This is a genomic window from Oscillospiraceae bacterium (genome assembly GCA_025757985.1).
GTDB lineage: Bacteria > Bacillota > Clostridia > Oscillospirales > Ruminococcaceae > Gemmiger.
Window position 1 is genome coordinate 405,480 of sequence record CP107210.1, and the last position, 21,608, is coordinate 427,087.

17 protein-coding genes and 2 riboswitches are annotated in these 21,608 nt (G+C 58.8%); of the genes, 13 read left to right on the top strand and 4 right to left on the bottom strand.

Translation table 11 applies throughout. The features are described from left to right. Positions 1–163: 163 nt before the first annotated feature. Positions 164–1,465: a galactokinase gene (locus OGM67_02045; GenBank protein ID UYJ35144.1), complete on the top strand. Its 1,302-nt coding sequence runs from the start codon at positions 164–166 to the stop codon at positions 1,463–1,465. A gap of 186 nt (positions 1,466–1,651) precedes the next feature. On the opposite strand, the gene OGM67_02050 is transcribed toward OGM67_02045, so the two are convergent. From OGM67_02050 to OGM67_02060, 3 genes are read right to left on the bottom strand one after another with little or no spacing between them, the layout of a single operon-like run. Then, on the bottom strand, positions 1,652–1,873 hold the full coding sequence (locus OGM67_02050; protein UYJ35145.1) for a hypothetical protein: 222 nt from the start codon (positions 1,871–1,873) through the stop codon (positions 1,652–1,654). After that, the gene (locus OGM67_02055; protein UYJ35146.1) at positions 1,870–2,472 is read right to left on the bottom strand and encodes an alpha/beta hydrolase; all 603 of its coding nucleotides are present in this window, start codon (positions 2,470–2,472) and stop codon (positions 1,870–1,872) included. Before OGM67_02055 ends, OGM67_02050 begins: the two co-directional genes overlap by 4 nt. Further along, positions 2,469–3,245: a type III pantothenate kinase gene (locus tag OGM67_02060; protein UYJ35147.1), complete on the bottom strand. Its 777-nt coding sequence runs from the start codon at positions 3,243–3,245 to the stop codon at positions 2,469–2,471. Before OGM67_02060 ends, OGM67_02055 begins: the two co-directional genes overlap by 4 nt. Positions 3,246–3,464: 219 nt before the next feature. Here OGM67_02060 and coaBC point away from each other — a divergent pair, with 219 nt between their 5' ends. From coaBC to OGM67_02095, 7 genes are all read left to right on the top strand, one after another. Continuing rightward, positions 3,465–4,658 (top strand): bifunctional phosphopantothenoylcysteine decarboxylase/phosphopantothenate--cysteine ligase CoaBC, encoded by a 1,194-nt coding sequence (coaBC, locus tag OGM67_02065; GenBank protein UYJ35148.1) that lies wholly within the window; start codon positions 3,465–3,467, stop codon positions 4,656–4,658. 59 nt (positions 4,659–4,717) lie between these two features. After that, a complete protein-coding gene (asnB, locus tag OGM67_02070) occupies positions 4,718–6,565 on the top strand; it encodes an asparagine synthase (glutamine-hydrolyzing) (protein UYJ35149.1) in 1,848 nt (615 codons plus the stop codon). A 206-nt stretch (positions 6,566–6,771) separates the two neighbouring features. Continuing rightward, entirely contained in the window at positions 6,772–8,316 is a 1,545-nt protein-coding gene (gene guaA / locus OGM67_02075) for a glutamine-hydrolyzing GMP synthase (protein ID UYJ35150.1), read from the top strand. A 118-nt stretch (positions 8,317–8,434) separates the two neighbouring features. Beyond that, entirely contained in the window at positions 8,435–9,397 is a 963-nt protein-coding gene (locus OGM67_02080) for a P1 family peptidase (GenBank protein UYJ35151.1), read from the top strand. A 95-nt stretch (positions 9,398–9,492) separates the two neighbouring features. After that, positions 9,493–10,779: a glutamate-cysteine ligase family protein gene (locus OGM67_02085; protein ID UYJ35152.1), complete on the top strand. Its 1,287-nt coding sequence runs from the start codon at positions 9,493–9,495 to the stop codon at positions 10,777–10,779. 45 nt (positions 10,780–10,824) lie between these two features. Then, entirely contained in the window at positions 10,825–11,346 is a 522-nt protein-coding gene (locus OGM67_02090; GenBank protein ID UYJ35153.1) for a hypothetical protein, read from the top strand. Between the two features lie 9 nt (positions 11,347–11,355). After that, positions 11,356–11,838, top strand: coding sequence for a hypothetical protein (locus OGM67_02095; GenBank protein UYJ35154.1), 483 nt, complete (start codon positions 11,356–11,358; stop codon positions 11,836–11,838). Positions 11,839–11,883: 45 nt separating this feature from the next. On the opposite strand, the gene OGM67_02100 is transcribed toward OGM67_02095, so the two are convergent. Continuing rightward, positions 11,884–12,948 (bottom strand): mechanosensitive ion channel, encoded by a 1,065-nt coding sequence (locus tag OGM67_02100; protein UYJ35155.1) that lies wholly within the window; start codon positions 12,946–12,948, stop codon positions 11,884–11,886. Positions 12,949–13,062: 114 nt separating this feature from the next. Next, a riboswitch (FMN riboswitch) is annotated at positions 13,063–13,202 on the top strand. Positions 13,203–13,329: 127 nt separating this feature from the next. On the opposite strand from OGM67_02100, the gene OGM67_02105 reads away from it, so the two are divergent. The 5 genes from OGM67_02105 (at position 13,330) to OGM67_02125 (ending at position 21,608) form a co-directional block, all read left to right on the top strand. Continuing rightward, the gene (locus tag OGM67_02105) at positions 13,330–13,926 is read left to right on the top strand and encodes an ECF transporter S component (GenBank protein ID UYJ35156.1); all 597 of its coding nucleotides are present in this window, start codon (positions 13,330–13,332) and stop codon (positions 13,924–13,926) included. A gap of 144 nt (positions 13,927–14,070) precedes the next feature. Next, positions 14,071–14,169: riboswitch (SAM riboswitch) on the top strand. A gap of 81 nt (positions 14,170–14,250) precedes the next feature. Continuing rightward, entirely contained in the window at positions 14,251–15,399 is a 1,149-nt protein-coding gene (gene metK / locus OGM67_02110) for a methionine adenosyltransferase (GenBank protein UYJ35157.1), read from the top strand. Positions 15,400–15,608: 209 nt separating this feature from the next. Then, positions 15,609–17,867: an ATP-dependent RecD-like DNA helicase gene (locus OGM67_02115; protein UYJ35158.1), complete on the top strand. Its 2,259-nt coding sequence runs from the start codon at positions 15,609–15,611 to the stop codon at positions 17,865–17,867. Further along, positions 17,864–18,922 carry a rod shape-determining protein gene (locus OGM67_02120; protein ID UYJ35159.1) on the top strand — a complete coding sequence of 353 codons (1,059 nt, stop codon included), beginning with the start codon at positions 17,864–17,866 and terminating at the stop codon, positions 18,920–18,922. The genes OGM67_02115 and OGM67_02120 overlap by 4 nt, the downstream gene beginning before the upstream one ends. Before the next feature lie 64 nt (positions 18,923–18,986). Beyond that, entirely contained in the window at positions 18,987–21,608 is a 2,622-nt protein-coding gene (locus tag OGM67_02125) for a UvrD-helicase domain-containing protein (GenBank protein UYJ35160.1), read from the top strand.

A 21,608-nucleotide genomic window follows, 5' to 3' on the forward strand; every position in this document is an offset into this window, starting at 1 on the left:
ATAAAAGAGCCTGAAATTATGTTTGCTTTTTTTGCAGGATTTGCTATACTGAAAACAAGAAATCGACAGAGAGCTGTTCGTTTGGCTGTCTGCCTAAAAAAGAAAGGCTCATTTTGTGCATATCTACGAAAAGAGCCGCCCGACAGGAAAGGTGAGTGGAATCATGGCAAATACCATTGAACTTAAACAGCAGATCGCACAGGGCGAATATGACGCCGCCTTTACCAAGCTGTACGGTGCATCCGCCGTGCAGGAGCAGCGCAAGCGCTATACCGACCTGATCGATGAATTTGAAAAGAAGTACGGCACCTCCCGCACGGTCCGTCTTTACGCTGCCCCCGGCCGCACCGAGATCGGCGGCAACCACACCGACCATAACAACGGCGTAGTGCTGGCCGGCTCCGTCAATCTGGATATGGTTGCGGTCGTTTCCCCCAATGAGGAGAACATCATCCGCGTTAAGTCTCTGGGCTTTGACAAGATCGACGATGTCGATGTCAATGTTCTGGTCCCGCAGCCGCAGGAGGCCGAGCACTCCGCCTCTCTGATCCGCGGCGTGGCAAAGGGCATTGTGGATGCCGGCGGCAAGGTGGGCGGCTTTGACTGCTACAGCACCAGCAATGTGCTGCGCGGCTCCGGCCTGTCCAGCTCTGCAGCGTTTGAGGTCTGCATCGGTGCCATCCTGCGCGGCGAATATAACAACAATGATATGGAGAAGTTCAGTCAGGTCAAGATCGCACAGATCGGCCAGTTTGCGGAGAATGTTTTCTTCGGCAAGCCCTGCGGACTGATGGATCAGACGGCCTGTGCGGTAGGCGGTGTCATCACCATCGACTTCAAGAATCCCGAAAAGCCTGTTGTAGGTCAGACTGCCATTGACCTTGCCAAGCACGGCTTTGTCATGTGCATCAGCGATACGAAGGGCAGCCATGCCGACCTGACTGACGACTATGCCGCCATCCGCCGTGAGATGGAGAGCGTGGCTGAGCAGTTCGGCAAAAAGGTCCTGCGCGATGTGGACGAGGATGAGTTCTACAAGGCTATCCCGCAGCTGCGCAAGGCTGTGGGGGACCGCGCTGTTGTCCGCGCTATTCACTTCTACAACGACTGCCGCCGTGCCGCCCAGCTCTGCGATGCCGTGCGTGAGGACGATTTTGATGCGTTCCTGCGCCTGATCATCGAGGGCGGCCACTCCAGCTTTGAGTTCAACCAGAATGCTTACAGCATCAAGGCCCCGCAGGAGCAGGGTGTGCCGCTGGCGCTGGCGCTGAGCCAGAAGGTGCTGAACGGCCGCGGTGCATGGCGCTTGCAGGGCGGCGGCTTTGCAGGTACCATTCAGGCCTTTGTCCCTGTGGAGCTACTGGACGCCTACAAGGCAGCCATTGACGGCTGCTTCGGCGAGGGAAGCTGCCATGTGCTGAACATCCGCAACTACGGTGCCGTGCCTGTTACGCCCGACATGTAAAATTGGATAAAGCATAAAAATACCGTACCAGTGCAGAAATGTGCCGGTACGGTATTTTATATTACGCCTGTAGGGGTCGGGCATGCCCGGCCCGTATGCTTACGGCAGACACCCTCTTATCCGTAGATTTATAGGGAAGAATTTTGCTCCCTCCGCGGTGGCCTGAGGACAGGCCGCCCTACAGGATTACATTTTCTTTCGCAAAATCCATATTCCCAGTGCCAGCATCCCGCACACCACTATGGTAAACGCCGCATGAATCTGTATGCTCAGATACCATGGCGCAGATTGCAGCGCATACAGCCCGGGGTGGGCGCGGTAGTCCCAGCAGGTGTACGTTGTCATGCCCAAAAACACACCGAGGAAACCCCCGAGGGCGGCCTTCAAAATCCCATACAGCTTTTTCATGAACATTGTCCTTTGACCCATTCGTCCAAAAACGACATCTGCTCTTCGGTGTGGAACCAATGCTCACTGCTTGGCATGACCGTAATAGGCGCATGGACTTTCTGCGCAAACGCGGCTAACGTTTCATAGGAGGTCAGATTGTCTTTTTCGCCGTACAAAATGCAGGTTGGTACATCCCACACAAGCGGATGTGCCCGCACGTAGCAGAGATACTCCCACGACAGGGTTTCGCCAAAATCGGTGGCGACTTCGCCCTGCGCGTGCAGCACATTCTCCGTCACCCCAGCCCAGCCCATCATATCGGAAATGAGCGTTTCCATATTCACGATGGGGGAGATAAACAACGCTCGGTCAATAAACTTCTCGGATAACGAGCTCATCGAGAAAAATGCCCCAATGCTGTTTGCCAGTAGTACGACCGTATCGTACTGCTGGCGCAAAGGTGTGAAAAATGCCGTAAACTCCGAAACAGCGTCCCAAGGTGTCTGTGCCTGATAATCGAATCCGATGACGTCATACGCAGGAAACAGCTCCTTGTAATGTTCGGCTTCCGCCGCACTGCCGCCCTTTCCGTGGATATATACAACCAACTTCTTCATAGGTGATTTTTCTCCCAAATCAGCGCCAGCCCCTTAAACAGCAGGTCTGCGTCATAGATGACTTTGCGCTTGCAGCAGGGCATAATGTACGGCGCCAGTCCACCGGTCGCAACGACGGTCAGAGGCTGGCCAAGCTCCGTCTCGACTCGATCAGCCAGTCCGTCCAGCTGGGCGGCCGTGCCAAACATGGCCCCGTTGTTCAGTGCGGCCACCGTGTTGGCACCAATCAGATGCTCGGGCGGCTCGGGTGCAATGGGCGGCAGTTGGGCTGTGCCTGCGCTGATGGCCCGCAGACTGGTCTGCACACCGGGTACGATGAAGCCGCCCAGAAACGCCCGCTGTGCAGAGATGACATTGTAGGTCGTGGCAGTGCCCAGATCGACTGTCATGCAGGGCAGGGGATAGTGTGCAGAGGCAGCGGCGGCATCGGCAATGCGGTCACGGCCGACCTTGGCAGGCTCGTCAACCTGAAAGCTAAGCCCCGTGTCCAGACCACAGCTGACGATCAGCGACTCCTGCCCGGTCAGCCGCTTGCAGGCCGCTGCCAGCACCTCGGTCAGCTGGGGGACAACGCTGCAGACAATGACGCCCTCACAGGCGGCAGGGTCTACCTGCAGGCGGCGCAGCAGGAATTTCATCTCGGCGGCATACTCATCCGCTGTGCAGCGGGGCCGCGTGACCATTCGCATTGTGAACTGGATAGAGCAATGCTCTGCCCCCGTCAGACCGCCGATACAGATGTTGGAGTTGCCGATGTCAACTGCTAAAACCATAATAAATTCCTTTTATAGATAAAAGATAAGAGATAAGAAATATGGTGGATCGCGTCGCTTTGCGCCACTCAAAATTATTATACTTGTTTGCATATAAGGCGTCAATCTGCTATAATAACCACAATACAAATTTTGTTTTCGCCAAAGGAGGAAACTCCACCAATTTTATTATCTTTTATCTAGTATCTCTTATCTAGTTATATTAAGGGTGTTGATTTTATGTTACTTACCGGAAAAACCATCGTCCTCGGCATCACCGGAGGCATTGCGGCCTATAAAATGCCCAATGTGGCGCATGCGCTGGTCAAGCTGGGGGCCGATGTTCATGTCCTGATGACCAAAAATGCCACTGAGTTTATCTCTCCGCTGGTATTTGAAACGCTGACCCGCCGCCGCTGTCAGGTGGATACCTTCGACCGCAACTTCCAGTACGATGTGGCGCATATCAGCCTTGCCAATGCGGCGGACCTCATGCTCATTGCGCCTGCCACGGCCAATGTCATCGCCAAGCTGGCCCACGGTCAGGCCGATGATATGCTGACCACCGTCACGCTGGCTGCGACCTGCCCCAAGCTGGTTGCGCCCGCCATGAACACCCACATGCTGGAAAATCCCATCACGCAGGATAACCTCAAAACACTGCAACACTATGGCTTCACCGTCATTCCGTCCGGCTCCGGTATGCTGGCCTGCGGCGATGTCGGCTCCGGCCGGCTGCCTGAGGAGGGCGTGCTGGTGGACTATGTGCTGCGCGAGCTTGCCTGTGAAAAGGATCTGCGCGGCAAAAAAGTCGTTGTGTCGGCCGGTGCAACGCAGGAATCCATGGACCCGGTGCGCTACCTGACAAACCATTCCACCGGTAAGATGGGTTATGCCGTGGCGCGTGCCTGTATGCTGCGCGGCGCAGAGGTCACGCTTCTTGCTTCGACCGGCTGCACGCTGCCGCCTGTTCCGTTTGTCAAGACTGTGCCGTTCACAACAGCAGCCGACCTCTTTGAGGCTGTAAAGACCCATGCCATGGACGCCGATGCACTGGTGATGGCGGCTGCCGTGGCGGACTACCGCCCTGCCACCGTGGCAGCCGACAAGGTGAAAAAGCATGACGGCGAGATGAGCATTGCCCTTGAGCGCACTGAGGACATCCTTGCATGGGTGGGCGCACACAAGCCGGAAAAGCTGTTTGTCTGCGGCTTTTCGATGGAGACGCGCGATCTGATCGAGAACTCTACCGCCAAGCTGAAAAAGAAAAACATGGATATGATCGTTGCCAATAACCTGAAGGTCCCCGGTGCGGGTTTCGGCGTCGATACCAATGTTGTAACGATCATTACCGGGCAGGGCATCACCGAGCTGCCCCTGCAGAGCAAGGACGGTGTTGCCGGGCAGATCGCAGACGCGATCGCCAATAAATAACACATACCCCCGCTCCCTTCCGCATATTCATTTATGAATCATGCAAAGGGGGCTTTTTTATGTGCGGAATTGCGGGGCAGGTCGGGCGCGACCCCCGGACGATACAGAGCCGGTATGCGGCCTACTGCGCCATGCAGCAGACGCTGGCGCGCCGCGGCCCGGACCAGCGGGGCATGTTCATCAGCGGCCGTGCGGCGCTGATCCATGCACGGCTGGCGGTCGTGGATCTTGAGAACGGCCTGCAGCCTATGCAGCTGGACTGGCAGGGGGAAACCTATGTGCTGGTTTATAACGGTGAGCTGTACAACACGCCTGAGCTGCGGGCTGCGCTGCTGCACCGCGGTCACCGCTTTGCCGGGCACTCCGACACCGAGGTGCTACTCCATGCCTTTGCAGAATGGGGTGAAAGCTGCACGGCAATGTGCAATGGCATTTTTGCGTTTGCGGTCTGGCAGGTGAACGCGGGCAGGCTGTTTCTGGCGCGGGATCGCTGCGGTGTCAAGCCGCTGTTCTATACCCTGACGGAGCAGAGCCTGATCTTCGGCAGCGAAATCAAAACCCTGCTGGCCCACCCGGCCGTGCCGCCGCGGGTGGATGCTGCCGGTCTGGCGGAGGTGCTGCTGCTCGGCCCCGGACGCACACCCGGCTGCGGCGTGTTCTGCGGGGTAGAGGAGTTACTGCCCGGGCAGTATGCTATCTACGAGGCCGACACGGCTCGACTGACACTGCATACCTACTGGCGGCTTGAGGATCATGAGCATCCCGATGATTTTGCTGCGACAGCCCGCAAGGTGCGCGAGCTTGTGACAGATGCCATCGAGCGGCAGCTGGTGTCCGATGTGCCGGTTGCTGCATTTTTGTCCGGCGGGCTGGACTCCAGCCTGATTTCCGCCATTGCGGACGCCAATTTTGCGGCGCAGGGAAAGCAGCTGCAAACTTTTTCGGTTGGCTACCGCGACAATAAAAAGTATTTTCATGCTACAAAATTTCAGCCCGGTGCGGATGCACCCTATATCCGCAAAATGAATGAATTTCTCCATGCCCGCCACCATTGGATCACGCTGGACACCCCGGAGCTGGTCCCGGCGCTGTATGCAGCGGTGGATGCGCGTGACCTGCCCGGTATGGCGGATGTCGATGCATCGCTGCTGCTGTTCTGCCGGCAGATCAAGCCCCATGCCACGGTGGCGCTGTCGGGAGAGTGCGCCGATGAGATTTTCGGCGGTTACCCGTGGTACCGCGACCCGGCAGTGCGGGAAAAATATGGCTTCCCATGGGCGCAGTCCACAGCCTATCGCGCCTCCTTCCTCAAGCCCGGTGTGCTGGGCAGCATTGACCCGGCTGCTTTTGTGGATGCCCGCTACCGCCAAACGCTGGCAGAAACCTCCGTCCGACCCGGCCTGTCGGCAGAGGAACAGCGTATGCGCCAGATGATGAACCTGAATTTCAGATGGTTTATGCAGACTCTGCTTGACCGTAAGGACCGCATGAGCATGTACAGCGGGCTGGAGGTCCGGGTGCCGTTCTGCGACTACCGCATTGCGGAGTACCTCTACTCTGTCCCGTGGGAATACAAGGACTACCGAAATCAGGAAAAAGGCCTGCTGCGCGAGGCAATGCGGGGCGTACTGCCGGATGAGGTGCTGTGGCGGCGCAAAAGCCCTTACCCTAAGACATGGAATCCCAGCTACCTTGCGGCCGTCTCGGCCGAGCTGCGCGGTGTGTTGGCTGACCCGGCCGCGCCGATCCTGCGCATTATCAAGGCTGACGCACTGGAAAACCTGCTGGCGTCGGGCGCGGATAACCCCATCCCATGGTACGGCCAGCTTATGACAACTCCGCAGACCATCGCATGGTTTGTCCAGCTGAACTACTGGCTAGAGAAGTATAAGGTGGAGCTGGTGTGATGTGGAGGGCGGCGGTCAGGGAACTGACCGCCCTACGGCCTTTGCCCCGCGGGTAGGGCGGCCAGTCCTCTGGCCGCTGCAGCTCGTTCCCGTTACAACAGAACTTCCCCGCAAAAATAATTTATTTTTCCTCCCCATCTGTTCAAACCTTGCCCGATGTGCTATAATAACTCAATAGGACTACAAATAGAGAAGGGAGACCCCTCATGCAGCAGGAAACCGTTATCGTTCTGGATTTCGGCGGCCAGTATAATCAGCTGATCGCGCGCCGCGTCCGCGAATGCAACGTATATTGCGAAATCTATTCTTACCGTACCGACCTTGCCAAGATCAAGGCCAAAAACCCGAAGGGCATCATCTTCACCGGCGGCCCCAACAGCGCCTATCTGCCGGATTCGCCCACGATCGACCCCGAAATCTTTACTTGGGGTGTGCCCATCCTCGGCATCTGCTACGGCAGCCAGCTGATGATGCACATGCTGGGCGGCAAGGTCTGCAAGGCCCCCGAGCGTGAGTACGGCAAAACGCTGGTCGATCTGGACACCGCCAGCCCGCTGTTTGATACGCTGCCCGCCCAGAATGTCTGCTGGATGAGCCATAACGATTACATCGAGCAGGCAGCCCCCGGCTTTGAGATTATTGCCCATACCCCCAACTGCCCGGTGGCCGCTGCGCAGGATAAGGCCCGTGGCCTGTATGCGGTGCAGTTCCACCCCGAGGTCCTGCACACCGAGAACGGCACCAAGATCCTGCACAACTTTGTGTATAAGGTCTGCGGCTGCGCCGGTGACTGGAAGATGGACTCCTTTGTCGAGAACTCCGTCAAGGCCCTGCGCGAGAAGATCGGCGACGGCAAGGTGCTGTGCGCCCTGTCCGGTGGTGTCGATTCCAGCGTCTGCGCGGCTATGCTGGCCAAGGCCATCGGCAAGCAGCTGACCTGCGTTTTCGTTGACCACGGTCTGCTGCGCAAGAATGAGCGCGAGCAGGTCTGTGAGGTCTTTGGCGAGGGCGGTCAGTTTGACATCAACTTTGTCTGCGTTGACGCCCGCGACCGCTTCTACAAGAAGCTGGCCGGCGTAGAGGCCCCCGAGAGCAAGCGCAAGATCATCGGCGAGGAGTTCATCCGTGTGTTCGAGGATGAAGCAAAAAAGATCGGCGCTGTGGACTTTTTGGCACAGGGCACGATCTACCCCGATGTCGTGGAGAGCGGCCTCGGCGGCGAAAGCGCCACCATCAAGAGCCACCACAATGTCGGCGGTCTGCCCGATTATGTTGACTTCAAGGAGATCGTGGAGCCGCTGCGCGACCTGTTCAAGGACGAGGTCCGTCAGGCCGGCCGCGAGCTGGGCCTGCCCGAGTACCTTGTTGCCCGCCAGCCGTTCCCCGGCCCGGGTCTGGCTATCCGCATTATTGGCGATGTGACCCCCGAAAAGGTCGCCATCGTGCAGGATGCCGATGCCATCTGGCGTGAGGAGGTCGATAAGCTTCCTATGGCCCAGCGCCCCAGCCAGTACTTTGCCGCGCTGACCAACATGCGCAGCGTCGGTGTCATGGGTGACGAGCGCACCTACGATTACGCCATCGTCCTGCGCGCCGTAACCACCACCGATTTTATGACCGCCGAGGTCACGATCCTGCCGACCGAAACCATCACCACCGCAGCCAACCGCATCGTGAACGAAGTCAAGAACATCAACCGCGTCATGTTCGACTACACCACGAAACCGCCGGCAACGATTGAGTTTGAATAATCCCCATTAACTGACCACCTTCCCGCCGGGACTTTGCCCGGCGGGATTTTTTCGTTGCATGGTGCAGGGGAAAGTTGTACAATAAAGGCAAAAGAACGGCAAAAGGAGAAGAACCATCATGAAAGAAATTCCTATTACTTCATTCCGGAATCTCAACATCGGTCAGGCTGAGAACACGGCGGCGGGGACAGGCTGCACGGTGTTTCTGCTGGGGCAGGACGGTGCCCCGGCGGGGTTGGATGTACGCGGCGGCGGGCCGGCCTCCCGCGAGAGCGAGCTGCTCAAGCCGCTGGCGGCGGCGCAGGTCATCCACGCCATTGTGCTGGCGGGGGGCAGTGCCTTTGGACTGGACGCGGCCGGCGGCGTTATGCGGTATCTTGAGGAGCGCGGCATCGGCTTTGATGTTGGGGTCACAAAGGTGCCGCTGGTCTGCCAGTCAGATCTGTTTGATCTGACCGTGGCTGACGCCCACACCCGCCCGGATGCTGCCATGGCGTATCAGGCCTGCGTGAACGCGGAAGCCGGCAACTACCGTGATGGCAACTATGGCGCGGGCACCGGCGCAACCGTGGGCAAGCTGCTGGGCATGGACCACTGCATGAAGTCCGGCATCGGCAGCTATGCCGTGCAGGTGGGGCCGCTGCAGGTCGGTGCGGTTGTGGCGGTCAATGCGTTGGGCGATATTTACGACTATGAGACGGGCCGCAAGGCCGCAGGCCTGTTGGCGGATGACGGCAGGACCTTCCTCGACTCCGAGCTGCTTGCGCTGCAGAGCATTGAGGTAAAGGAAAACAAATTCGTCGGCAATACAACGATCGGTGTTGTCTTTACGAACGCACGGTTTGACAAATCCCGGCTGTGCAAGATCGCTGGCATGGCACAGGACGGGTATGCGCGCGCCATCTGCCCGGTGCATACCACGGCAGACGGGGACAGCATCTACGCTGTTTCGCTGGGCGATGTGGCCGCTGATCAGGATGTCGTGGGGGCACTGGGGGCGCGTGTGATGGCCAAGGCCATTCTGCGGGCCGTGCAGGCTGCGGAGCCTGCCTATGGTTTCCCGGCGGTCAGCAGCCTGTAAGGCAGCACTGCACGATCCCCGCACTGCGGGGTGGCCGCAAACAAAACAGCACCGCTGTAAAATAACACTCTGGGGCGATTGCACCGCCCCGGATTTTGGCGTATAATATCGCTATAGACATCACCGATCATGGGGAGAACCATTTTACTATGGCGAAGCTGGACGAACAAATCAGGACAATGAAGGGGTATTTTGAGGCCGACTGCGAGGTGGAGGGCAAGCTCTCCCTCGGGCTGGAGGTGGAGCATTTTGTGACACACTCTGACGGCAGAGCGGTCACATTTGCGCAGCTGCAGGCGGCTTTGCGGGATCTGCAGCAGCAGGGGGATGCCCCCGTTATCTCGGAGAGCGAATACCTAGGCTTCCGTGCTCCCGCACTGTCGGCAGTTATCGGCCCGGCCTGCCAGCTGAAGATCACTCTGACGCCCCAGCGGGATGTTCAGGATATCATGGACAGCTACAACCGGTTTTACCTGCAGCTGTGCCTGACGCTGGCTGCCTGCGGTCTGCGCGCGTGGACGGTGGGATACCACCCCACCCAGCGGGCTGAGGCGCTGCCGCTGATTCCCCAAAACCGGGCCGAGGCACTGGACCGCTACTTTAAGAACACCGGTGCCTGCGGCGGCCAGATGCTGCGGGCGACCGCAGCAACAAGACTTTCCATTGATTATTTCAGCGAGCAGGACTTTGTGCGCAAAATGCGGGCAGCCAGCCTGCTGACGCCGTTCTTTGTGCTACTCAGTGACAATGCGCCGGTGTATCAGACAAGCCGCAACAGCGCCTACGGCATATCTGCCCGCGTTCGGCAGGATGTGGACCGCGACCGCTGCGGGGTAATCCCGCATCTGATGGATCCGGATTTCGGCTTTGCCCGCTATGCCGAGACTGTGCTGACCAAGCCGCAGATCGTGGCCTGGCGCACGAACCGCACCAAGGCGGTAGGCAGCAAGACCGCCCCGGAATTGTATGGTGCGCACATCAACCGGAGGGAGGCTGCGCAGGTTCTGTCGATGTTTTTCTATGATGTGCGGCTGAAATCAAGAATTGAACTATGCGCTGCAGACTGTATGCCGCCCCGCTATGTCGCGGCGTATTTGCAGCTTGTGAAGGCCGTGTTCGGCAGCCCGGCGGCGCTGCAGAATGTGCTGCGCCACTATAGCGGCGTTACAACGCTGGATATTACGGACGCGAAGCGCGCGGTTTGTAAGGACGGCTACAATGCACTTGTCTACGGCCGCCCCATCGGCAGCGAGATTGCCTGGCTGCTGATGCAGGCCCGCAGCCGCACACCCTCGCAGGAGGAGCGCGCCCTGCTTGAACCCTTTATGACATTGCTGATGAACCGCAAGACGATCCGCGAGGTAGAAAACTACAACGAATAATCCGCCCTGCCGCAGCACATACTGGCCCAAAGGGGGCGTGTGCAGTTGCGGGAAACATCGTATCATGCAGTTATTGCGGAGATGACGGTCCGCGCCCTGTGGGAGATGCAGAATGTGATGGACTGCATCCCCGATGAGCTGTGGGATACCTGCTACGGCGGCGCGCCGCTCTGGCAGCATGTTTACCACACGCTGCACCATCTGGATCAGTGGTTCATTAACCCGCGCGACAACGATTTTGTGGAACCGCCGGTCCACACGCCGCATCTGCAGGAGCTTTCAATCTATCCGGCGGCCCACCTGAGCAGGCACGATACGGACGATTATTTTTACACGATCAAGGCGAAGCTGTCTATTTATCTGACTTCGCTGCACGATGAGGACCTGCTGCAGCGGCCGGAAAACTGCGAGTGGACGCGGTTTACCCTGATCTTGGCACAATACAGGCACCTGTATATGCATATGGGTATGCTGATGGGCTTTGTACAGGCGGAGACCGGTCTTTGCCCGCGCACCCTGCAGGTCGGGCAGGACCTGCCCCGGCCACCCTACGACCCATATGAATGAGAGGCATCTATGAAAAAAATCTCTGTCGCGGCCGCGGCACTGGCCGCTTTACTGTTGAGCGGCTGCGCCCGGACTGCAGACCCCACCCCTGTATGGCAGACAGATCTGCCTGTTACCGGGGTACATATCGAGTTGAGCGGTGCCGAGCTTCTCAGCGATGCGCCGGTCCTGTACGCCCACACGCGGGAGGACTCGGCAAGGAACAACTATCTGGATATGCCCGCCGTGCAGGCGGAGGGGGCGCCGGTCGTAACATTTTACGGTGTCACGGCAGATGATATAAGCCTCGTCTTTCTTGAGAGCATCGGCGAGTTGTATGTTGATTATGACCGCGTAAAGCCACAGGTTGAGTTGGATTATCGGCTGACACAGGGGGATGACAGCGTGTCCTATCGACTTGACACAGCCTACAATTTTGAGTTTACCGTAAAAACACAGCAGGGGAGCGATACCCTGCTGGTTGTGAGCAGAAGAAGCGATATTACGGGATAAAAATACCGCCCACCAGCCATGAAAAGGCCGACGGACGGTTTTCTTTTATGTGTTTTCCGGCATGTCCACCGTCACCGTGGGGAAGGCAAAGCTGCAGCCCTCGGCGCGGACCAGATCGAGAATCTGCAGGTTCAGACAATTTTTGACCTTGAGAAACTCCCGCAGAGAGACCCTTGAAACATAGACGCGGCAAAGCAGGTCAATGCTGCTGTCGTTGAATTTGTCCAGCGTTACGCTGACGCCGTCCGGCAGCACATCCGGGTGGGCCTGCAGCAGCGCAGCCAGCTTGCGGCAGAGTGTTTCAATCTTGCCGCGCGGCGTATCGTAGGTCAGGCCGATGGTAAAGGTCCAGAGGCGGCTGGTGCGGCGGTCGCAGTTCTGGATATATTCGGAGCAGATCTTTGAATTTTCAATCGTGATTGCCACATTGTCTGCTGTGCGGATCCGGGTCGAGCGGAAGGAGATATCCTCGACCGTGCCCTCATAGCTGCCAAGCACCACATAATCTCCGATGCCGAAGGGGTGCTCCAGCACAAGGGTGACACCGGCGATCAGGTTGGAAAGCGTTGACTGCGCCGCCAGTGAGACCGCAAGACCGGCGACCCCGGCACCGGTCAACAGGCCGCTGACCGGGACCCCAAGCTGGTCCAGCATGGCAATGCCGGTAAAAAGTAAGACAAGCGCATGGAAGATATTCTCAAAAAAGCGCCCCATCGTCTGGTTGGTGGTCATATCGAGGTGGTTTTCGGCGCTGTGGAGCAGCAGCCGTGTTACCGGTGCGGCCTGCCAACTGCCCAGACCGATGAAAACGGTGATGAGCAGGCCGGATGCCGTGCCAAGCAGCCTGCTGAAAACCTCCCCATGGACAAAGCTGAAGGGAAGGAGTGTGACAGCAAAGCAGGCCAGAAGGACCCGCAGGATCATCGCAATCGGCACAATATAGCTTTCCAGCAGAATGTGCAGCCAGGATGCGATATGTTTTTTTATGCGGCCGAGGAATTTGCGCGCCAGAAACTTGTAAAGCTCCGGCAGTACGGCGGCCAGCGCTGCAAATACCAGCGCCGGGATCAAGGTGCCAAAGTCAAAGGCCAGTTCAGATATTTCAGGCATAGAGTGAAACCTCATATTTGTGTGCCGCTGTGCGGCGGCAATGGAAAAACTTCTATCCAATTATAGCACAACCTCTTGCATTTTGTAAAACCTGTGCTATAATCTTTAGCAGAAAGTCTGTTTCAGGGCGGGGTGCGATTCCCCACCGGCGGTGAGCGGCGTTGTGCCGCAAGCCCGCGACCGGCTGCGCAAGCAGCCGCTGACCCGGTGTGATTCCGGGGCCGACGGTATAGTCCGGATGAAAGAAACGGAAAGCTGTCTGTATTGCTTTTTGTGCGCCCTGCTGTATGCTTATACGGCAGGGTGTTTTATTTTGCAATGCGCGGAGCCTCCCGGGTTCGTGAATCGGCTTTCACAAATTATATCGGGAGGAATCTCACTATGCAAAACTCTGTCACCAATGTCCGTAAACTCACCGGGACCGCCATGCTCGGCGCGGTAGCTGCTGTGCTGATGTATCTGGAATTTCCCATTCCCATCATGCCGTCCTTTGTCAAGCTGGATGTCTCTGAGCTGCCCGCCCTGCTGGCGGCGTATGCCTACGGCCCTGTGTCCGGCATTGCCGTCTGCCTGATCAAAAACCTGATCAAGCTGCCCAGCACCAGCACCGCTGCCGTGGGTGAGCTGTTCAACTTTGTTATGGGCGCGCTCTTTGTCGGTGTGGCCGGTTTCGTCTACAAGCGCAGCAAGACCCGCCGCAGCGCACTCATCGGCGCAGGCGCCGGTGCGCTGGTCATGGCGCTTGTCAGTGTGCCGTACAACTATTTTGTGGTTTACCCGGCCTATGTGGTGCTGTACCACCTGCCGCTGGAGGCCATCATCGGCATGTATCAGGCCATCAACCCCAGCGTGGACGGACTTCTGGCCTGCCTGCTGACCTTTAACCTGCCGTTTACCCTCTTTAAGGGGCTGCTGGACGCGGCGCTCTGCTTCCTGATTTATAAGCCGCTGTCTCCGATCCTGCACGGCAGAAAGTAAGGCGCGCGGCCAACCCTAACCGCAAAAACCACACACGGACATCAAAATGTCCTACTTTTGTGCAAACCTGCCGAACTGCACAACGAATTATCGTTGACTTAAACAAAAACCTGTGGTATAGTAACTTCACAACAACAGAATAGCAACTTATCAAGAGCGGCTGAGGGAACAGGCCCGATGAAGCCCGGCAACCTGCGTGAGAACGCAAGGTGCCAAGTCCTGCGGGAAACCGAAAGATAAGCGTTTTGCGCGCAGTCTTTTCGGCTGCGCGCTTTTTGTTTCCGGGGGTTGCGTTTCTGCCTAAATTAACAGGAGGCTTATACAATGTCCAAAGTTCTTTTCACATCCGAGTCTGTCACTGAGGGGCATCCCGACAAAATCTGTGACCAGATCTCCGACGCAATCCTCGATGCCATTCTGGCTCAGGACCCCGGTGCCCGCGTTGCCTGCGAGACGACCTGCTCCACGGGCCTTGTCCATATCATGGGCGAGATCACGACCGACTGCTATGTCGATATCCCCGGCACTGCCCGCGAGGTCATCCGCTCGATCGGCTATGACCGCGCCAAGTATGGTTTTGACTGCGAGACCTGCGGTGTCATCACCAACATTGACGGCCAGAGCCCCGACATTGCGCTGGGCACCAACGATGAGGTTGCCGGTGCCGGTGATCAGGGCATGATGTTCGGCTATGCCTGCGATGAAACGCCCGAGCTGATGCCGCTGCCCATCAGCCTGGCCCACAAGCTGGCGAAGCGCCTGACCGAGGTCCGCAAGAACGGAACCCTCGATTACCTGCGCCCGGACGGCAAGAGTCAGGTCACGGTCGAATATCAGGACGGCAAGCCTGTGCGTGTGGACGCCGTGGTCATCTCCAGCCAGCACAGCCCCGATGTCAGTCAGGAGCAGCTGCATGCGGACATTCGCCGTGAGGTCATCGAGAAGGTTATCCCGGCAGAGCTGCTGGACGAGAACACCAAGTACTACATCAACCCCACCGGCCGCTTTGTCGTTGGCGGCCCGCAGGGTGACTCCGGCCTGACCGGCCGTAAGATCATCGTGGATACCTACGGCGGCTATGCCCGCCACGGCGGCGGTGCCTTCAGCGGCAAGGACCCCAGCAAGGTCGACCGCTCTGCCGCCTATGCCGCCCGCTGGGTCGCTAAGAATGTGGTTGCCGCCGGTCTTGCCACCAAGTGCGAGGTCGAGCTGGCCTATGCCATCGGTGTGGCCAAGCCGGTCTCCATCATGGTCGATACCTTCGGCACCGGCAAGGTGGCCGATGAGAAGATCGAACAGGCTGTTGAGAAGGTCTTTGACCTGACCCCTGCCGCCATCATCCGTGAGCTTGACCTGCGCAAGCCCATCTACCGCCAGCTGGCCGCCTACGGCCACATGGGCCGTGAGGATCTGGGCGTCAAGTGGGAAAACACCGACCGCGCCGAGGCCCTGAAGGCCGCCGTTGCCGAATAACCGCTGCTTATGCCGCGCCCCGCACCGCCAATGGTGCGGGGCGCTTTTTTGTGCGCGGGGCAAAGGTGGCTTTTCAAAAAATATATCTGCAATCCTGCCAAACATTTTACATCCGTACCGCCGATTTTTGGTTTGCCAAATGCCCCTGTATGGGGTATAATATCTTTATCTGTGAAAGTGCGGCGATTTTGCGGGAAAGGAGGGCAAGGATGGAGCAGAACGAACAGCAGCTGATGAAGCTGGAAGGCACGGTCGAGCATGTGATCTTCGAAAATGCCGATACCGGCTATGCGGTTTTTGAGGTCGATGCAAACGGGACCGATGTTGTGGTGGCCGGCAATGTGGGCGGTGTGGACAACGGCATGTCCGTGACGGTTTACGGCCACATGGTCAACCACCCCAGCTATGGTGAGCAGTTCCGTGCCGAGACCATCGAGGCCCGTCTGCCCGAGGATACAAGCGCCATTTTAAGCTATCTTTCCAGCGGTGTGCTGCCTTATATCGGACCCTCCACCGCCAAAAAGATCGTCTCCCGCTTTGGAGAGGATACCCTGACAGTCATCGCCGAGACGCCGCAGCGCCTCTGTGAGCTCAAGGGCATCACCGAGCAGAAGGCCGCCGTCATCTCCAATGAATTCCGCCGTATGTACGGTGTGCGGGAGGTCGTGGCATGGTTTGCCCGCTACGGGCTGACCGCCCAGCAGGCGGTCACTGCCTACCGCGCCTTCGGCCCGCATACCGTGGAGGCACTGACCCAGAACCCCTATCTGCTTTGCGGGGAGCCGCTGCAGCTCAAATTCGGTCAGGTGGACGGTATTGCTGCCGCCCTGCAGTTTGAGACAGGCTGCCGCCTGCGGGTCACAGCAGGGCTTTTGTATGCACTGCGCCACAATGCAGGCAACGGTCACACCTGCCTGCCGCGCGGCAAGCTGCTGGAAACAACCTCGAAATTTCTGCGGGTGGCCCCGCCGGAAATCGAAGCCGGGCTTGAGGAACTGCTCTCAACCGAGGAGCTGCGCACCCGCACCTTTGACGGCACGGAGTATATCTATCTGCCCGATCTCTACGCTGCGGAGGAGGATATTGCCGCCCGCCTCGGGCAGCTTTCGACCTTCCCGACCGAGGCCCCCAAGACGCTGGACACCGACATACGCGCGCTGGAGATCGCACAGGGCTTCGCCTATGCACCGCTGCAGCAACAGGCAATCCGGCTGGCGCTGTCCAGCCGGGTGATGGTCCTGACCGGCGGCCCCGGCACCGGCAAAACAACAACGGTCAATGCGATTCTGGCCCTGTATGAGGCTATGTATGACCGTGTTGCGCTCTGTGCGCCCACGGGCCGCGCAGCCAAACGCCTGAGTGAGCTGACCCACCATGCGGCCTCAACGATCCACCGCCTGCTGGAGGTGGACTACAGCACCGGCAATGTGCGGTTTATCCATAACGAGAAGAACCTTTTAAAATATGATGTCATCATCCTCGATGAGATGAGCATGGTGGATGTCAAACTGTTTCAGGCCCTGCTTGCGGCGGCGCGCTACCACTGCCGCATCATCATGGTGGGGGACGCCGACCAGCTGCCCAGCGTGGGACCGGGCAACATTCTGGGCGAGATACTGCGTGCCGATGTTGTCCCTACTGTGCGGCTGACCGATATCTTCCGCCAAGCGCAAAAAAGCCTGATCGTCCAGAACGCTCACCGCATCGTGGAGGGACAAATGCCCCAAAAGGGCGGGGCACAGGACGATTTCTTCATGATTGAGGCCAACGGCCTTGCCTGCCAGAAGCTCGTCTGCGACCTCGTCAGCACCCGCCTGCCCAAGGCCTACGGCTTTGACCCGGTCCGGGATATTCAGGTGCTTTGCCCGACCAAGGTCGGCCCGACCGGCAGCGTGGAGCTGAACAAGCGCCTGCAGGAGATCCTGAATCCGCCCGCCAAGGGCAAGGCACAGCTTGGCACGGCGGAGAGCGCCAAGATCCTGCGGCTGGGTGACAAGGTCATGCAAATCAAGAATGACTATGACATCACCTTTGAGCGTCAGGGTGCGGAGGCCGGTGTCGGTGCCTATAACGGTGATATGGGCGTCATTACCGGCGTGGATGTGGACGCCCGCAGTGTTACGGTGCAGATGGATGACCGCAAATATACCTACACCGCCGACCAGCTTAATGAGCTGGAGCCGGCCTACGCTGTCACGGTACACAAGAGTCAGGGGTCGGAGTTTCCGGCTGTTGTGCTGCCGGCGGCCGATGTGCCGGCGAGGCTGTGCTATCGCAATCTTTTGTATACCGGCGTGACCCGCGCGCGCAGGCTCTGCGTGCTGACCGGCACAGCCCGCACCGAGCAGGCCATGGTGCAGAATGTACGCCAGAACATGCGGTTCAGCGGTCTGCGCTACCTTTTAAAAGAGGCCGCGACCCCGGCGGACAATGGCAATACCAACTTAGCTATGGAGAACGATCCATGAAACAATACGACATCGGAATTGATCTGGGTACAACCTCGATCATCATTGCGACCGAGGAGCAAGGTGTTGTGTTCCGCCAGCCGACCATCGGCGCGGTGGATACCCGCACCAACTCCATCCTTGCAGTGGGGGACGCCGCCCTGAAGATGGTGGGCCGCGCGCCTGCCCATATCGACCTTGTGCGCCCGCTGCGTGACGGCATTATACAGGATCACCGCATGACGAACGAATTGATCGTGCGGTTTGTCAACGAGGTCTGCCGCTCCCGTTTCTTCAAGCCGCGCATCGCCGTCTGCGTGCCGGCCGCTATCACCGGCATCGAGGCGGACGCCGTGGTGGAATCCGTCATGGCGGCAGGGGCCAGGCAGGTCTTTCTGGTGGATGAGCCTGTGGCCGCTGCGCTCGGCGCCGGGCTGCAGATCCGCCAGCCGCACGGCTGCATGGTTGTGGACATCGGCGGCGGCTCCACCGATATTGCTGTCATCAGCATGGGCGGCCGGGTCAAGGCGGCCAGCCTGCCGGTGGCGGGCAACGCCTTTGACAACTGCATCGCCCAGTATGTGCAGGAAAAATTCCAGATTGCCATCGGCCCGCTGACCGCCGAGCAGCTGAAAAAGCAGGTGGCCTGCTGCACCAAAAGCGAATTTGAGGGTGTTATGGAGGTGCGCGGTCATTCTTGGGAGACGAACCTGCCTGCCCGCCGCGTTGTCTACACCCGCGATCTCTATGAGCCTGTGCAGGAGCTGGCCGCCCGCATTGCCGCTGCCGCCCGCAATGTGCTGGAAAGCACCCCGCCCGAACTGGCAGCGGATGTATCCTCCACCGGCGTGCTGCTGACCGGCGGCGGCTCTCTGCTGCGCGGGCTGGCAAGCTATATCGCAGGGGAACTGCACACCGATGTGGCCATTGCGCCCGACCCGCTCAACTGTGTGGCGCGCGGTACGGCCATCAGCCTGAGCGAGGGAAAATATCTCACCGCGGGCTTCCGCGATGCCACGCCCAAAAGCTGGAACAAGCGCCTGAACCACACCTATGACCCTTTCTCTGCGGAGTGAAGTGTGGTATAATAAAAAATATTCTCTGCAGAGACAACCCGCCGTGTAGGGGTACGAACACCCCATGAAAGGACTTCCCATGCCCGACATCACCACCGAATATCTCGCCCTGCGCGATCAATATATCGAAGCCCGCTTTGCCCGGCTTAACTCTGTGCAGCGGCAGGCTGTCTTTGCCACCGAAGGCCCGCTGCTGATTCTGGCAGGTGCAGGCTCCGGCAAGACCACCGTGCTGGTCAACCGCATCGCCAACATCATCCGCTTCGGCTCGGCCCACGGCAGCCGCGAGCTGCCCCGCCCTGTGACCGAGGCTGACCTCAACGACCTGCGCACTGCTGTGGCCAACGGCCGCGACCTTCCCCGGGAAACCGCCTATCTGGCCGTGCGCCCGGCCCGGCCGTGGAATGTACTGGCCATCACCTTTACGAACAAGGCTGCAGGGGAGCTGAAGGAGCGACTGCGCGCCATGCTGGGGGACACCCTCGGCGGCGATGTCAACGCCTCCACCTTCCACTCTGCCTGCGTGCGGATGCTGCGCCGCGATGCCGAGCGCATCGGCTTTCCCAAAAGCTTTACGATCTATGATTCCGATGACCAGCAGCGTGTGATCAAGCAGATCTACAAGGATCTGATGATCGATGATAAGTTCCTGCCTGTCAAGTCGGCCATTGCGCAGATCTCCTCCTTCAAGGATAAGCTCATGTCTGCCGAGGAGGTGGCCGGTGAGCCGTTTGCCAACACCAAGGCGCAGCTTATCTCCAAAATTTACACAGCCTACGCAGGCCGCCTGAAGACGGCAGGCGCGATGGATTTTGACGACCTGATTTTCCACACTGTCCGGCTGCTGCAAAACGATGCCGAGGCGCGGGAATACTACCAGAACCGCTTCCGCTATGTCGTTGTGGATGAGTATCAGGACACCAGTGTGGCCCAGTTCCATCTGGTGCGGCTGCTCGCAGGCGGCACCAACAATGTCTGCGTTGTCGGCGATGACGACCAGTCCATCTATAAATTCCGCGGCGCTACGATCGAAAATATCCTGAATTTTGAGAAGGTGTTCAGCGGTGCCAAAACGATCCGGCTTGAGCAGAACTATCGCTCCACCGCGAATATTCTGAACGCCGCCAACAGCGTCATCAAAAACAATATGGGCCGCAAGGGCAAGACCCTCTGGACCGAGAGCGGGGACGGCGAAAAGGTCCACCACTACACGGCCACGAACGAGCAGGACGAGGCCAGCCATATCGCTGATGTCATCGGCGAGCATCTGCGCGAGGGCGCGAGCCTGAAAGATCACGCCGTGCTCTACCGCATGAACGCCCAGTCCAACCCCATTGAAACCTATTTCGCCCGTGCAGGCATCCCATACCGCATTGTGGGCGGTCAGCGCTTCTTTGACCGCAAGGAGGTCAAGGACATCAACAGCTATCTGGCCGTCATCGTCAACCCGCGCGATGATGTGCGGCTGCGCCGTATCATTAACGAGCCTGCGCGTAAAATAGGCATGACGACCATCGAAAAGATCGGCGAGCTTGCCTCCGCTGCCGGTGTGCCGATGATGGAGATCATCGCCCATGTGCGGGACTACCCTGCACTGCAGCGTGCCGCCGCACCGCTGGAGCGGTTCTATGAGATGTACCGCGAGCTTTGTGATCTGTCAGTCAGTGAGCCGCTGGATGTGTTTGTCGGTGATGTTATCAAAAAGAGCGGCTACGAGGCCATGCTCAAGGCCATGAAGGAGGAGGGGGAGACCCGCCTCGAGAACTTGGGGCAGCTCGTCAGCTCAATCAAGACCTACGCAGACCAGAACGGCGAGGACGCGACCCTTGCCGGCTTCCTCGAGGAGGTCGCGCTGATCTCTGACCTTGACAGCTATGACAACGATGCCGACAGTGTGACGATGATGACGATCCACTCGGCCAAGGGTCTGGAATTTCCCTATGTTTTTGTCATCGGCATGGAGGACGGCATCTTCCCCGGTGATATGGCCAAATATAACGAGGAGGACATGGAGGAGGAGCGCCGCCTTTGCTATGTGGCCATTACCCGCGCCAAAAAGGAGCTGTATCTCTCGTCCTCCCGCACGCGGATGATCTTCGGCCAGACGCGCCGCAACCCGCCGTCTGCCTTCCTGAGCGAGATTGACCCGAATCTGCTGGACGAGAGCCAAAGCCCCGAGCTTGCCGGTTATGGCGGCGGTTTCGGCGCAGGGTACGGCAGCTACAGCACCAATGTGCCGGGCGGGCGCAGCGGCTACTCCGGCGCGTCCCGTGGCTACCTGAACAGTGAGTACAACGCCCGTCCGCGCGGCGGTTTCGGCGGTGGCTACAGCAGCGGCTTTGCCAGCGGCGGGCATGAAAGTCCCAACAGCTATGGCGGCCGCCATACGGTGCAAAGCACAGGCTTTGGCTCCGGCTACGGCCGCAGCCGCGGGGCAGGCAGCGCAGTCCCGGCCGGGGCAGGCACCTCCACACTGGCGGGCGCACCGGCCGCAGCGGCCCCCAAAAAGAAGGAAACCGTCAGCTATGCGCCCGGCGATGTTGTGGATCACCGCGTATTCGGCCGCGGCACGGTATTGAAGGCAACGCCCATCGCGGGGGACTGCATCGTTGAAATTCAGTTCGACCGCGTAGGCGTCAAAAAAACAATGGCCAACTATGCGCCGCTGAAAAAGGTGGAGGAATGA